Annotated in this window: 15 protein-coding genes; 8 read left to right on the forward strand and 7 right to left on the reverse strand. The window is 61.4% G+C overall.

The window, feature by feature from the left end:
* Positions 1 to 115: 115 nt before the first annotated feature.
* The gene (locus tag QTJ18_RS23220; RefSeq protein WP_252753469.1) at positions 116 to 922 is read left to right on the forward strand and encodes an undecaprenyl-diphosphate phosphatase; all 807 of its coding nucleotides are present in this window, start codon (positions 116 to 118) and stop codon (positions 920 to 922) included.
* Positions 923 to 985: 63 nt separating this feature from the next.
* Here QTJ18_RS23220 and QTJ18_RS23225 read toward each other — a convergent pair whose 3' ends face one another.
* The 7 genes from QTJ18_RS23225 to dnaN all read right to left on the reverse strand — a co-directional run bounded on the left by QTJ18_RS23225 (position 986) and on the right by dnaN (position 6,045).
* A complete protein-coding gene (locus QTJ18_RS23225) occupies positions 986 to 1,147 on the reverse strand; it encodes a hypothetical protein (protein WP_252753468.1) in 162 nt (53 codons plus the stop codon).
* Positions 1,148 to 1,382: 235 nt separating this feature from the next.
* Entirely contained in the window at positions 1,383 to 2,363 is a 981-nt protein-coding gene (locus QTJ18_RS23230; RefSeq protein WP_252753467.1) for a complex I NDUFA9 subunit family protein, read from the reverse strand.
* Between the two features lie 188 nt (positions 2,364 to 2,551).
* On the reverse strand, positions 2,552 to 2,839 hold the full coding sequence (locus tag QTJ18_RS23235) for a DUF1330 domain-containing protein (RefSeq protein WP_252753466.1): 288 nt from the start codon (positions 2,837 to 2,839) through the stop codon (positions 2,552 to 2,554).
* Between the two features lie 39 nt (positions 2,840 to 2,878).
* Entirely contained in the window at positions 2,879 to 3,571 is a 693-nt protein-coding gene (gene pyrF / locus QTJ18_RS23240) for an orotidine-5'-phosphate decarboxylase (protein WP_252753465.1), read from the reverse strand.
* 20 nt (positions 3,572 to 3,591) lie between these two features.
* A complete protein-coding gene (locus QTJ18_RS23245) occupies positions 3,592 to 4,194 on the reverse strand; it encodes a histidine phosphatase family protein (RefSeq protein ID WP_252753464.1) in 603 nt (200 codons plus the stop codon).
* A 16-nt stretch (positions 4,195 to 4,210) separates the two neighbouring features.
* Positions 4,211 to 4,804: a phospholipid N-methyltransferase PmtA gene (pmtA, locus tag QTJ18_RS23250; protein WP_252753463.1), complete on the reverse strand. Its 594-nt coding sequence runs from the start codon at positions 4,802 to 4,804 to the stop codon at positions 4,211 to 4,213.
* 122 nt (positions 4,805 to 4,926) lie between these two features.
* A complete protein-coding gene (gene dnaN, locus QTJ18_RS23255; protein ID WP_252753462.1) occupies positions 4,927 to 6,045 on the reverse strand; it encodes a DNA polymerase III subunit beta in 1,119 nt (372 codons plus the stop codon).
* 351 nt (positions 6,046 to 6,396) lie between these two features.
* On the opposite strand from dnaN, the gene rsmI reads away from it, so the two are divergent.
* The 7 genes from rsmI to QTJ18_RS23290 all read left to right on the forward strand — a co-directional run bounded on the left by rsmI (position 6,397) and on the right by QTJ18_RS23290 (position 12,823).
* Positions 6,397 to 7,305, forward strand: a complete 909-nt coding sequence (gene rsmI / locus QTJ18_RS23260; protein ID WP_252753461.1) for a 16S rRNA (cytidine(1402)-2'-O)-methyltransferase — start codon at positions 6,397 to 6,399, stop codon at positions 7,303 to 7,305.
* A complete protein-coding gene (locus QTJ18_RS23265; protein WP_252753684.1) occupies positions 7,295 to 7,663 on the forward strand; it encodes a YraN family protein in 369 nt (122 codons plus the stop codon). The genes rsmI and QTJ18_RS23265 overlap by 11 nt, the downstream gene beginning before the upstream one ends.
* A gap of 103 nt (positions 7,664 to 7,766) precedes the next feature.
* Positions 7,767 to 9,083, forward strand: coding sequence for a sn-glycerol-3-phosphate ABC transporter substrate-binding protein UgpB (gene ugpB / locus QTJ18_RS23270; protein WP_252753460.1), 1,317 nt, complete (start codon positions 7,767 to 7,769; stop codon positions 9,081 to 9,083).
* A gap of 78 nt (positions 9,084 to 9,161) precedes the next feature.
* A complete protein-coding gene (ugpA, locus tag QTJ18_RS23275; RefSeq protein ID WP_252753459.1) occupies positions 9,162 to 10,046 on the forward strand; it encodes a sn-glycerol-3-phosphate ABC transporter permease UgpA in 885 nt (294 codons plus the stop codon).
* Positions 10,047 to 10,055: 9 nt separating this feature from the next.
* A complete protein-coding gene (ugpE, locus tag QTJ18_RS23280; protein ID WP_252753458.1) occupies positions 10,056 to 10,904 on the forward strand; it encodes a sn-glycerol-3-phosphate ABC transporter permease UgpE in 849 nt (282 codons plus the stop codon).
* 1 nt (position 10,905) lies between these two features.
* Positions 10,906 to 11,991 carry a sn-glycerol-3-phosphate import ATP-binding protein UgpC gene (locus QTJ18_RS23285; RefSeq protein ID WP_252753457.1) on the forward strand — a complete coding sequence of 362 codons (1,086 nt, stop codon included), beginning with the start codon at positions 10,906 to 10,908 and terminating at the stop codon, positions 11,989 to 11,991.
* Between the two features lie 322 nt (positions 11,992 to 12,313).
* The gene (locus QTJ18_RS23290; RefSeq protein ID WP_252753456.1) at positions 12,314 to 12,823 is read left to right on the forward strand and encodes a cupin domain-containing protein; all 510 of its coding nucleotides are present in this window, start codon (positions 12,314 to 12,316) and stop codon (positions 12,821 to 12,823) included.
* Positions 12,824 to 12,832: the final 9 nt, after the last annotated feature.

The following is a 12,832-nucleotide window of genomic DNA, read 5'->3' on the forward strand; positions in this document are numbered from 1 at the left end:
CGATCACCAAAGCCCGAATATGGCTGACATAAGGCAGCCATGAAGGTTTAGTAGGGCCTACGCGCTCATTTGCCTCCCCACATAATTCCCCACCCTTGTTAATAAAGGATCAAGAATGGCGGACCAATCTATCGTCAGTGCCCTTGTTCTCGGCCTGATTGAGGGGCTGACCGAGTTCATCCCCGTTTCTTCCACCGCCCATGTTCTTCTGGCCGGCCACTTTCTCGGTTTCGAATCACCGGGCAATACATTCGCCGTCCTCATTCAGCTCGGCGCCATCCTGGCCATTCTGCTGGTGTATTTTCAGAAGCTGCTCGGCGTCGCCCTGTCTCTGCCCACCAGCGCCCAGTCCCGCCGCTTCGTCCTCACCGTCCTCGTGGGCTTCCTGCCGGCCGCGGTGATCGGCGCGCTCGCGCATGATTTCATCAAGAGCGTGCTCTTCGAAACCCCCATGCTGATCTGCGTGATGCTCATCATCGGCGGCGTGATCCTGCTGGTCGTCGACAGAATGCAGTTCGAGCCGCGCTATACCGATGCCATGACCTATCCGCCGGGCCTCGCCTTCAAGATCGGGCTGTTCCAGTGCCTGGCCATGATTCCGGGGACATCGCGCTCCGGCGCCACGATCGTCGGTTCTCTGCTGATGGGGACGGATAAGCGCTCTGCGGCGGAATTCTCGTTCTTCCTGGCCATGCCGACCATGGTCGGCGCTTTCGTGCTCGATCTCTACAAGAACCGCGATATCCTGAGTTTCGATGATCTTGGCATCATCGCCATCGGCTTCGTCGCGGCCTTCGTCACAGCGCTGTTCGTCGTACGGGGATTGTTGAACTTCGTCTCAAGCCGGGGCTTTGCGCCATTCGCCTATTGGCGGATCCTTGTCGGCTTTGCAGGCCTTGCCGGCCTGCTCATCACGGGCTGATGCACCGTCTAAGGGCGGATCCTGAAAAAGGGTCCGCCCGTCCTGATCAGGATCGTGTCGACCTCAGCGGCCGGTCTTGCTGATCGAACTTGTGCTGCACGGGTCTACGCCGTAGGCCGGTGCGCAGGTGCCCTTGTTTGCGGCAACCGTGCCCGGCGCCAGAAACGAACCCGCAAGAATGACCAATGCCGCACACGCAAAAAACAGTGCGATCGACTTACCCATGGAGAGATGCCTTTCGGAGGAGGATGAGAGAGGTGTCACAGCGATAACGGGATTTCTTGATCCTGTGCGGGGTTTACGAACCAGTGCCCCCAAATTCAATAGACCAAGGTGTTGAATGGCTGGTTAACATGCGCTTGCGGAAGAGTGCGGCATTTATGCTACATAAGCACTGACGCATAAAAGGCAGGGACCAGCCCTGCCTTCAAAACATGCAGCAATTTTGTCTCGAGGTTGCTCAGGCGGCCTTGCCGGAGCCGGTATACTGGCCGTGCACCCGATAGCGGACGAGATAGCTGGGGAGGATGCTGGACGCCAGGGTCGGCTTGATTCCCAACCCGGCCAGGGTGCGGCCCTCGGCCTCGGCTTCGGCAGAAACGATGTTGTCGCGCTTGAGAAGGGTCACCTGGTCTGCCGTCAGCGGCGGCTCGATCAGCGGCACCAGGGAGGCGATCTTGCCGAGCATGGATGCCACGCCGAACGGGATCGAGACGAAGCCGCGCTTGCGCACCGTCACACGCAGCACTTCTTCCAGACACTGCTTGAAGGTCATGACTTCCGGCCCGCCCAGCTCGTAGATTTTGCCGCCTGCTACGGCGCCATCCACGGAACGGGCAATGGCTTCCGCCACATCTTCGACGAAGACCGGCTGAAAGCGGGTCTCTCCACCACCGATCAGCGGCAGGAACGGCATGGTCCGCGCCATATCGGCGAATTTGTTGAAGAAATTGTCCTCCTGGCCGAAGATGATCGACGGCCGCATGATAACCGCATCCGGCACCGTCTGAAGGATCGCGGCTTCGGCGCGGCCCTTGGAACGGGCATAGGAGGACTCGGATGCGGTATCGGCACCGATGGCCGAAACATGCGTCAGCCGCGCTCCGGCATTGCGGGCGGCCTCAGCCACGGCCTTGGCACCGAATTCCTGCACGGCATTGAACGAATTCTTGCCGCTTTCGAACAGGATGCCAACACAGTTGACGACATGGCTGGATCCGGCCACCGCCTGGTCGATCGAGGCGCGATAGCGCAGATTGGCCTGAACCAGCTGGATCTGGCCGACATAGCCGAGCGGACGAAGGAAGCCGGCAAGATCGGGACGGCGGACGGCGACGCGGATGCGGTAGCCGCGCTTGGCAAGCGCCCTGACAACATGCCTGCCAACGAAACCCGAACCCCCGAACACGGTGACGAGCGGCGGAAGATTGGACATGGTCATGGGGAATGCTCCGAAAGCCAGAAGATGGTTTGGTTTTCTCTAGCCCAAAGCGCGGCCAAGGTGAAGTGCCAAGCGCCGTTCCAAAAGGACGCACGGGCTTGTGCGCCCCGGCCGAGGGAAAGACGCAACCGGGGCCGGCAAGCGCCGCTGCAGCGGTCGCATCCTCCTGCCGCCTATGGCCTGCTCGATCAGACGCCTTCAACCACCAGCATTTCCGCCTCGGCCACCTCCTGGCGGATCTTGGCGGCTTGCTGGTATTCTGGCGAGTGATAGCAATCGATAGCGTGCTGGACCGACGGAAATTCGATCACGACATTGCGCGCCCGCGACATGCCCTCAAGCCTCGTGACGGGTCCGCCGCGGGCCAGGAACTTCGCGCCGAACCGCTCGAAGGCCGGTTTGGCCGTCGCCACATAATCCTTGTAGCGTTCCGCATCCCGCACATCGACGCGGGCGATCCAGTATCCCTTCGGCATTGTCTTCTCCTCGTTCGTCCTTGCCTCCGGCGGGAGGCGTCAGAGTGCCTCGTTCATTTCCGACAGGATGGCGCGTGCAGCAAACAGCGGGTCGTCGGCCTTCACGATCGGCCGCGCGACCACCAGATGGCTCGAGCCCGCTCTGATCGCATCAAAGGGCGTGACGACACGCTTCTGATCCCCGGCATCGGCGCCCTTCGGCCGGATGCCCGGCGTAACGAGGGCCATGTCCGGACCGATGATCCTGCGCACCGCCTGCGATTCTTCCGCCGAGCAGACAATGCCGCCCATGCCGGCTGCGCGCGCCTGTTCGGCACGCGTCAACACCAGCGTATGCGGATCGTATTCATAGCCGGCATCGCGCAGATCGGCGTCGTCCATCGATGTCAGCACTGTCACGCCCAGCAGGCAAAGGTCCGATCCCTTTGCCGCCTCGACCGCCGCCCGCATGGCCTTCGGATAGGCATGCAGCGTGAGCATGGTCACGCCCATCTTGACGATGTTCTCGACGCCCTTGGCAACCGTATTGTCGATGTCGAGCAGCTTCATGTCGAGAAAGACCTGCCTGCCATCCGCCACGAGATTGCGGGCGAATTCCAGGCCGCCGGCGAAGGCCAGCTGGTAGCCGATCTTGTAGAAATTCACTTCGTCGCCGAGCATGCGTACCACGGCTTCCGCCTCGCCGATCGTGGGAAGGTCAAGCCCAACGATCAGGCGGTCGCGTGCTGTCATGCCATGTCTCGCGCCATTTCTCACGCCATCTCTCCTTGCCAGGCATCCATCGGCGTCCAGTCGCATGTGAGACGGCAATCGGCAAGCCGGTTGGAAAGCGTGAAGGCGAAAAGGTTGCCGCCGCCGGCCGGCTGGTCACGATCGCGGGCGATCGGGTTGCCGCTTATGTGGCATTTCAGCAGCGTGCCGACGCCGCCATGGCCGACAAAGGCAATCGGCCTGCTGCAGTCGTGGCTCTGCAGCACGCGGGAGACGGCGTCGACAATACGGTGTTGCGCATCCTGCGCCGTTTCCCAGCCCTTGAAGCTCTGCTGAGGATGGGCGAAAAACCAGTCCGCGGCCGCCTCGAAGTCCGGAGGCGGCAGAAAGCCGGTCGCCGAGCGATCATTCTCATGCATGGCAGCCTCCGTCTCGACGCTGCAGCCGGCGGCCCGCGCCAGGATGTCGGCGGTTTCGATCGCCTTGCGCTCCTGGCTGGAGAGGATGCGCTGGAGCCGTGACGCCCAGGAGAGGCGGGACGCCGTCCTCGCCCGCTCCGCACCCGTCTCCGAAAGCCCCCAGTCCGGCACCGGAACCTTCGGGTCGATCTTCACCTGCGGATGCGTGATGTAAAGGGCGAACATTGGCCGAGGGTCTCGATCAGGGACGGGTATAGGTCCACAGCTGTGCCGGCGGAATGTTTCGCACCACGAAGTCGAAATGCTTGATGCGATAGCGGTCCGGGCGCGCGACGATGGGCGAGGCCGGGCCATAGGTGATCTGGATGACCGGCCGGCCGTGCGGCATGCGGTCCAGCAGGTCTTCCAGCAGCGCGATGCGGCGCTCCATCGGGAAGCTCAGCATCGGTATGGCCGAGATGACCGCGTCGAAGCGCGCATCCTTGAAGCTTCCCAGGGTGTTTTCCAGATCGAAGGCATCACCATTGATGAAGTTGACGCCGGAAAAATTGCGGGTGAGGTGCAGGTAGAAATCGGTTGAGAATTCGATCGAGACCAGTTTCTCCGGCGCGACGCCTCGCTCGAGAATGGCCTTGGTGATGATGCCGGTGCCGGGGCCGAGTTCCAGGACCGGAAGGCCTGAGGCCGGCTGAATGACGCTGGCCATGCGTTTGGCCGTGATCGCCGAGGTTGGCAGGATGGCGCCGACGCGCTTCGGACCGTCTATCCAGCCCTTGAAGAAACGGATTTCCTCGTCGAACTTGCGGCCCAGCCGCTCCTTGAAACGCAACTCCATCCTGATCTCCCGGCAAATCTGTTTGGGTTAAGTGGCCACTGGTGACGCAAAAGCAAGAAAAAATGTCGCAATCGAGGAGGGCGACAAAAAAAGGGACGGCCGAGACCGTCCCCTCATCGACATTATACCCGCATCGGCATCAGCACATACAGGGCGTCGTCGCCTGCCGTATCGCGCACCAGAGTGGGGGATCCGGCATCGGCCAGCATGAAAATGGCATCCTCGCCGGAGAGCTGGGCGGTGATGTCGAGCAGATATTTCGCGTTGAAGCCGATCTCCATCGCGTCGCTCTCGTAGCCGACCGCCACTTCCTCCGTCGCGCTGCCGGAATCCGGATTATTGACCGTCAGCAGCAATTGGCCGTCGCTCAACGCCAGCTTGACGGCCCGGCCGCGCTCGGAGGAAATCGTCGACACGCGATCCACGGCGCGGGTGAAGCTCTGGCAGTCGACCCGCATTTCCTTGTCATTGCCGGTGGGAATGACGCGCTGGTAATCCGGGAAGGTCCCGTCGATCAGCTTGGAGGTCATCACGATGGCCCCGATCGAAAGGCGGATCTTGGCATCCGACACTTCGACGGTGACGAGAGCCTCCGGATCGTCCACGAGTTTCTGCAATTCCCCGACCGTCTTGCGCGGAATGATGATGCCCGGCATGCCCTCCGAACCGGAGGGCGCAACGATATCGGCGCGGGCCAGGCGGTGACCATCGGTTGCCACCGCGCGCAGCTTCAATTCGCCATTGGCCTCGATCGTGTGGAAGAAGATCCCGTTCAGGTAGTAGCGCGTCTCTTCCGTCGAAATCGCGAACTGCGTGCGGTCGATCAGCATTTTCAGGTCCGTCGCCTTCATCTTGAAGGTGTGGCTGAAAGTGCCGGCCGTCAGGTCGGGAAAATCTGTCTCGGGCAGGCATTGCAGCGAAAACTTCGACCGGCCCGACTGCACCACCATGCTGCCGCCATCCTGGTTGGTGGCCAGGCGAACCTCGGCCCCGTCCGGCAGCTTGCGCACGATTTCATACAGAAGATGAGCGGGAACGGTGGTTGCGCCCGCCTGCTCGACCATGGCCGGCAGTTCCTCCGTGATCTCGAGATCCAGGTCCGTCGCCTTCAAGGCAAGCTCGCTGCCGGAGGCGCGCAGCAGCACGTTGGACAGGATGGGGATCGTGTTGCGACGTTCCACGACACGATGAACATGGTTCAGCGATTTCAGAAGATTGGACCGCTCAAGAGTAATACGCATGGACGCTACCGCTTTCGACCGTACCGGCCCATCGGGCCGAACATGATGTTCGTCCGCCGCTGGCCGGACGATGTGGATCGGCAAAATGGCAGAGTTTGCATTAAAAATGCAAGGGGTGGGGCTCCTCGGCCGGCTATTTTCGACGCTGCGCGCCGGCCTTCTCACAGGAATTCCCGAGCGGACCGGGACAGACTGCGTGATGTGGATGCGGCTGGTTGCGGCGGATCACTCGCGCAAGCCGGTCATCCGCCCCTCTCACCGTCTGCCCTTGTCTTGCTGACGCATGCCTTGCCCTGCCGGCTGCGCTCCCCCATAAAGACATCGGTTTGCAAGGAAAGGCCGGACAAGCACGTGACAGACAAGGAAACGCCGACGCAGCGCAGCTATCGCCTCGGGCAGACGAGCATTGCCGCCCGGCCTCTGGAGCCGGCGCTCTATCTGGTGGCGACGCCGATCGGCAATCTGGGCGATATTACCCTGCGCGCGCTCGAGACCCTTGCGGGGGCCGATGTGCTCGCCTGCGAAGATACGCGGGTGACGCGGGTGCTGCTGGATCGCTATGGCATCGTTACGCGTCCCTATGCCTATCACGAACATAATGCCGACGAGGCCGGGCCGCGGCTCATCGCGGCGCTGGATCGGGGGCAATCGGTCGCGCTGGTCTCGGATGCCGGAACGCCGCTTGTCTCCGATCCGGGCTACCGGCTTGGACAGCTCGCTTTGGAGGCCGGCTACAAGGTTGTTCCCATTCCCGGGCCCTCCGCGCCGCTGGCGGCGCTGGTCGGTTCCGGCCTTCCCTCCGATGCCTTCCTGTTTGCCGGCTTCCTGCCGGTCAAGGAAAAGGGACGGCGGGACCGGCTGGCGGAGCTCTCCAAGATCCCGTCGACCCTGATCTTCTTCGAATCGCCCCATCGCCTCGGCGATACGCTTGTCATTGCTGCTGACGTGCTGGGACCGACGCGATCCGCCTGTGTCTGCCGCGAGCTCACCAAGACCTTCGAGGAGTTCCGCCGCGGGTCGCTCGGCGATCTGGCGCAGCAGTATCAGGATGCCACGGTCAAGGGCGAGGTCGTGCTGGTCATCGGCCCGCCGGATTATGACGATGTCCCTGCGGCCGTCGATGTGGATATTCTGCTCAAGGAACTGTCGCAATCCATGCCGGCAACCAAGGCTGCCGCCGAGGCGGCAAGGCTGACCGGCCTGTCGCGCCGCGATCTCTACCAGCGGCTGGTCGAACTGAAGGATGGCGATGCGGTCTGACAGGCAAGGGCTCCGCCGTCGCAAGGCCGAGCGCGATGGGCGCCACGCCGAACTATTCGCCGCGCTGTTTCTTCGCCTGAAGGGCTATCGAATCATTGCCCTGCGCTACCGCACTCCGGTGGGAGAAATCGACATTATTGCCCGAAAAGGCAGTCTCGTCGCCTTTGTCGAAGTCAAACTCCGCAGATCTTCCGGGGAGGCGGTGGATGCCGTTGGTCTTGCAACGCAACAGCGCATTCGCGCCGCAGGAAACCGGTGGCTTATGCAACAGCGCGACGCTCATCTTCTATCTCTGCGCTTCGATATTATTGCAATGCAGCAATGGACGCTGCCCCGGCATTTTGTGGACGCTTTCTGAAAGTGTTGCAAAGCTGTGCAATGTGAGGCTTAACTGTATTAGTGCTGTCATAAAAGAACGCTAAGCAGCCGCATCCGACCTACCGGAGAAGAGGGAGATACCCATGTTGAAGAAGCTAACTTTCGCCGCAGCCGCACTCGCGCTGTCGGCGACCACCTCGCTTGCCGCCACCGAAGTCACCTGGTGGCATGCCATGGGCGGTGAACTGGGCAAGAAGCTTGAGGAAATCGCAGCGAAGTTCAATGAAAGCCAGGCCGATTATAAGGTCGTGCCGGTCTATAAGGGTTCCTATCCGGAAACCCTGACGGCGGCGATCGCGGCCTTCCGCGCCAATCAGCAGCCGGCCATCGTGCAGGTTTTCGAAGTCGGCACCGGCACGATGATGGCTGCCAAGGGCGCCGTCTATCCGGTCTACAAGCTGATGGCCGATCAGGGCGAGAGCTTCGACAAGAGCGCCTATCTGGCGCCGGTCGTCGGCTATTATTCCGATACGGAAGGCAATATCCTGTCGCTGCCGTTCAATTCGTCCACGCCTATCCTCTATTATAACAAGGACGTGTTCAAGAAGGCCGGCCTTGATCCGGAAGTCTCGCCGAAGACCTGGGAAGAGGTCGAGCAGTTCTCGAAGAAGATCGTATCCTCGGGTGCGGCCAAGTGCGGCTTTACCTCGGCCTGGATCACCTGGGTGCAGACCGAGAACCTGTCGGCTCTGCACGACCAGCCCTTCGGCACGCTGGACAATGGCTTTGGCGGTCTGAAGACCGAATTCACCTTCAATGGCAAGGTTCAGGTCAAGCACTGGGGCAATCTGAAGAAGTGGCAGGATGAAGGCCTCTTCAAGTATGGCGGCCCGGTGGGCGGCGATCAGGCGGCAACCATGTTCTACGCCCAGGAATGCGCAATGACGATGAACTCGTCGGCCGGTCGCGCAGGCGTCATCAACAATGCCAAGGATTTCACGCCGGGCTTCGGTCCGCTTCCCTATTATGCGGATGAAATCAAGGAGCCGAAGAACTCCATCATCGGCGGCGCCACCCTGTGGGTCCTGAACGGCAAGGACAAGGACGTCTACAAGGGCGTTGCCAAGTTCTTCTCCTACCTGTCCAAGCCGGATGTCCAGGCGGACTGGCACCAGTTCACCGGCTATCTGCCGATCACCAATGCCGCCTACGAACTCGGCAAGACCCAGGGCTATTACGCCAAGAACCCGGGTTCCGACATTGCCATCGAGCAGATCACCCGCGGCACGCCAAGCGCCAATTCCAAGGGCGTTCGCTTCGGCAACTTCACCCAGGTTCGCACGATCGTGGATGAGGAATTCCAGGGCCTGCTCGCCGGCAACAAGGATGCCAAGCAGGCACTCGACAGTGCCGTCTCGCGCGGCAACAAGCTGCTTCGCGAATTCGAAGCCGCCAACTGAGCCAACCAAGCCTGACGGAGGGCCGGCTTTTGCCGGTCCTCCCCGCATTTCCCACCGGACATTTTTGGGCTGGGCTCAATGAACACCAAGAAAACCACCTTCAACAACCGGCTGCTGCCTTATCTGCTGCTGGCGCCCCAGCTCTTCATCACGCTGGTCTTCTTCATCTGGCCTGCCGGACAGGCGGTCAAATCCTCCTTCGAGCGCGAAGATCCGTTCGGCCTGTCGACCGTCTTTGTCGGCCTGCTGCATTACCAGCGTCTATTCGAAGATCCGAATTATCTCAGCGCCCTGTCCCGCACCGCCGTCTTCGCCGTGTCGGTCACCGCCCTGTCGATGATCCTCGGCCTGGCCTTCGCCGCCGCAGTCGATCGCCTGATGCGCAGCGGCAAGATCTATACGACACTCCTGGTCTGGCCCTATGCGGTGGCCCCCGTCGTGGCCGGTGTCCTGTGGTGGTTCCTGTTCAACAGCACCACGGGCCTCATGCCGTTCTTCCTGGAAAAGATCGGCATTCATTGGGATCATGATCTCAACGGCACTCAGGCCATGATCCTGATCATCATTGCGGCGGCCTGGAAGCAGGTCTCCTACAATTTCCTGTTCTTCCTTGCGGGCCTTCAATCGGTCCCGCAATCGCTCATGGAAGCTGCTGCGATCGACGGGTCCGGTCCGGTCAAGCGCTTCTTCACCATCTCCTTGCCCCTGCTGTCGCCCACCACGTTCTTCCTGTTCATCATCAACGTGAACTACACCATGTTCGACACGTTCCCGATTGTCGATGCGACCACCGTGGGAGGGCCGGCGCAAGCAACGACGACACTGGTCTACAAGGTCTACCAGGACGGCTATCTCGGGCTCAATCTCGGCTCCTCCTCCGCCCAGTCCGTGCTTTTGATGATGATTGTCATGGTCCTGACCTTCGTTCAGTTCCGCTACGTAGAACGCCGCGTGCAGTATTGAGGATCGACCATGGTTGAAAATCGCCCTTTCCTGACCTTCCTCACCCACGCCTTCCTCATCCTCGGCTTTCTGGTGGTGGCGCTTCCGGTCTACGTGGCCATCATTGCCTCCACGCATGATATCGCCACCTTGATGAGCGGGCCGGTGCCGCTTTTGCCGGGGTCACATTTTCTCGAAAACTATCGCCAGATCCTGACCAGCGCCTCGGCGGCCAATGGCCTGCCGAACTATTCGCACATGGCGTTGAACTCGCTGATCATGGCCGTGGCGATCGTGATCGGCAAGATTTCCATTTCCATCCTCTCGGCCTTTGCCATCGTCTATTTCCGCTTCCCTTTCCGCCAGCTGGCCTTCTGGATCATATTCGTGACGCTGATGCTGCCGGTCGAGGTGCGCATCATGCCGACCTACAAGATCGTCGCGGATCTCGGCATGCTGAATTCCTGGGCGGGCCTCACCGTGCCGCTGATCGCGTCGGCAACCGCAACCTTCCTGTTTCGCCAGTTCTTCATGACCATTCCGGACGAGATGCTGGAGGCGGCGCGCGTCGATGGCGCAGGACCGATGAAATTCTTCCGCGACATCCTGCTGCCCCTGTCGCGCACCAATATCGCGGCGCTCAGCGTCATCCTGTTCATCTATGGCTGGGTGCAATATCTCTGGCCGCTGCTGGTGACGACCGATCCGGGCTATTACACGCTGATGATGGCCATGAAGCGCATGGTGACCGTCCAGGACGGCGTCATCGAATGGCAGCTGGTCATGGCCGCATCGGTCCTGGCCATGCTGCCGCCGATCCTCATTGTGATTTTCATGCAGCGGCTGTTCATCCGCGGCCTTACAGAGACGGAGAAGTAACATGGCTGGCATTCAGATCGCCGGTGTGTCCAAGGTCTATTCGGGTGGCGTGAAGGCGGTCGATTCCGTCTCCATCGATATCAAGGATGGCGAATTCATCGTGCTTGTCGGACCGTCCGGCTGCGGCAAGTCCACGCTTCTGCGGATGATCGCGGGCCTCGAAACCATTACCGGCGGCGATGTGTCGATCGGCGGCAAGGTCGTCAACCGCATGGAGCCGGCCGAGCGCGACATCGCCATGGTGTTCCAGAACTATGCGCTCTACCCGCATATGACTGTCTATCAGAACCTCGCTTATGGCCTGAAGAATCGCGGCACGCCCAAGGCGGATATCGATGCGCGCGTTGCCGAAGCAGCCCGCATGCTGGAGATCACCCAATATCTGGAGCGCAAGCCGCGCGCTCTGTCCGGCGGCCAGCGCCAGCGCGTGGCCATGGGCCGCGCCATTGTTCGGAAACCGGCCGCCTTCCTCTTCGACGAACCCCTGTCGAACCTCGATGCGAAACTGCGCGTTTCGATGCGCGGCGAGATCAAGCGCCTGCAGCGGCGGCTGGGCACCACCTCGATCTATGTCACCCATGACCAGCTGGAGGCCATGACGCTGGCCGATCGGCTGGTGGTGCTGAATGGCGGCAGGATCGAGCAGATCGGCTCGCCGCTCGAAGTCTACCACGCCCCCGCTTCCACCTTTGTTGCGAGCTTTATCGGCTCTCCCGCCATGAACCTGATTTCCGGCGAAATGATCGGTCAGCAGCTGACCATCGGGCCGACGACCATTGCGATGGGGGACCTTGCCTCGACGGCGTCGGGCAAGGTGACGGTGGGGATGCGGGCGGAAGACCTGCGTCCGGCCAGGCCTGGCGATGTCATCTTGCCGCTGAGCGTGGATTATGTCGAAGAACTGGGCTCGCAGCGCCTTGTTCATGGACAGCTGGGCGGCCAGACCCTGACCGCCTCGGTTTCGCCCGACACGCCGATCACCGATGAAATGCAGTTGACGGTGGATGCCGAGCGCTTGCACTTCTTCTCCGTCTCGGACGGGCGGCGGATCATCCCCACGACCCGGGCGCGGGCCGCATCCGCCTAAGCCGGACGCCCAGAAGGAAGCCGGACGGAAATCAGACGGACGGGCGGGGCGACCGCCCGGCCGGCGTTTGCCTGACTGGCACGTTTTGGTAGAGCGCCGGATGAAACTAACAGCGCCGCCTGCAGTATCGGCCCGGTTCTTCTGTCCGTTTTGTCTCGCAAGAGGAGCAATGGCTTGACGATGCCACCGGGCCTGTGTTTTTTTCAGACTATCTTTAAAGTTTGAGTGATCGACAAAACCACTCCTCCAATTTCGCCTGCTAGTATTGTAGGCGTCATATTTGTCGAGGAGCCACTTCGGGGGTAGCCACTTTGGGGGTAGCATGGTTTTGAAACTTGCATTGGCCGGGGCACTTGCTTTCGTCTACCGTAACCGCGACACCGCGCAGGCGCAGCCGGCGGCACCGCTGGTTGCTGCGACGCAGGAGGGGCTGGCGCGCGAGCTGGCGCCTGCGCCGATCGAGCCGAGCTGGATCTTGTCTGGCACGCCGCAGGCCCGCGCGGCGCAGCATGTGCGCAGTGCCGACAGGTGCTCGTCCGTCTGCATGTGGGACTGCACCGCCGGCACGTTTCGCTGGTTCTTCGGCGAGGACGAAACCGTGGTCATCCTCGACGGCGAGGTCTTCGTGACGGCCGAAGACGGCATGCAGCGCATGCTGCGCAGTGGCGACATCGCCTATTTCAGAGGCGGCACCTGGGCCACCTGGCGCATCGATCGCTATGTGCGCAAGATCGCCTTCATCCGCCAGCCATTATGGCAGCCGATTGCGCTCTTCTACCGGCTGCGGAACCGTTTGCGCTCGGTGCCGAAACCGGCCTCCTTCGATACCTGATCGGATCCG

The sequence above is a fragment of the Rhizobium sp. SSA_523 genome (assembly GCF_030435705.1).
Classification (GTDB): Bacteria; Pseudomonadota; Alphaproteobacteria; order Rhizobiales; family Rhizobiaceae; genus Neorhizobium.

Bases quoted from the DNA above. Each gene is read 5' to 3' on its own strand.
- ugpB (WP_252753460.1), top strand. From the start codon at position 7,767: ATGTTGAAGAAGCTAACTTTCGCCGCAGCCGCACTCGCGCTGTCGGCG.
- ugpA (WP_252753459.1), top strand. From the start codon at position 9,162: ATGAACACCAAGAAAACCACCTTCAACAACCGGCTGCTGCCTTATCTG.
- pmtA (WP_252753463.1), bottom strand. From the start codon at position 4,804: ATGGAGTTGCGTTTCAAGGAGCGGCTGGGCCGCAAGTTCGACGAGGAA.
- QTJ18_RS23245 (WP_252753464.1), bottom strand. From the start codon at position 4,194: ATGTTCGCCCTTTACATCACGCATCCGCAGGTGAAGATCGACCCGAAG.
- QTJ18_RS23230 (WP_252753467.1), bottom strand. From the start codon at position 2,363: ATGACCATGTCCAATCTTCCGCCGCTCGTCACCGTGTTCGGGGGTTCG.
- QTJ18_RS23290 (WP_252753456.1), top strand. From the start codon at position 12,314: ATGGTTTTGAAACTTGCATTGGCCGGGGCACTTGCTTTCGTCTACCGT.
- QTJ18_RS23220 (WP_252753469.1), top strand. From the start codon at position 116: ATGGCGGACCAATCTATCGTCAGTGCCCTTGTTCTCGGCCTGATTGAG.
- QTJ18_RS23285 (WP_252753457.1), top strand. From the start codon at position 10,906: ATGGCTGGCATTCAGATCGCCGGTGTGTCCAAGGTCTATTCGGGTGGC.
- QTJ18_RS23235 (WP_252753466.1), bottom strand. From the start codon at position 2,839: ATGCCGAAGGGATACTGGATCGCCCGCGTCGATGTGCGGGATGCGGAA.
- QTJ18_RS23265 (WP_252753684.1), top strand. From the start codon at position 7,295: ATGCGGTCTGACAGGCAAGGGCTCCGCCGTCGCAAGGCCGAGCGCGAT.
- QTJ18_RS23225 (WP_252753468.1), bottom strand. From the start codon at position 1,147: ATGGGTAAGTCGATCGCACTGTTTTTTGCGTGTGCGGCATTGGTCATT.
- dnaN (WP_252753462.1), bottom strand. From the start codon at position 6,045: ATGCGTATTACTCTTGAGCGGTCCAATCTTCTGAAATCGCTGAACCAT.
- pyrF (WP_252753465.1), bottom strand. From the start codon at position 3,571: ATGACAGCACGCGACCGCCTGATCGTTGGGCTTGACCTTCCCACGATC.
- ugpE (WP_252753458.1), top strand. From the start codon at position 10,056: ATGGTTGAAAATCGCCCTTTCCTGACCTTCCTCACCCACGCCTTCCTC.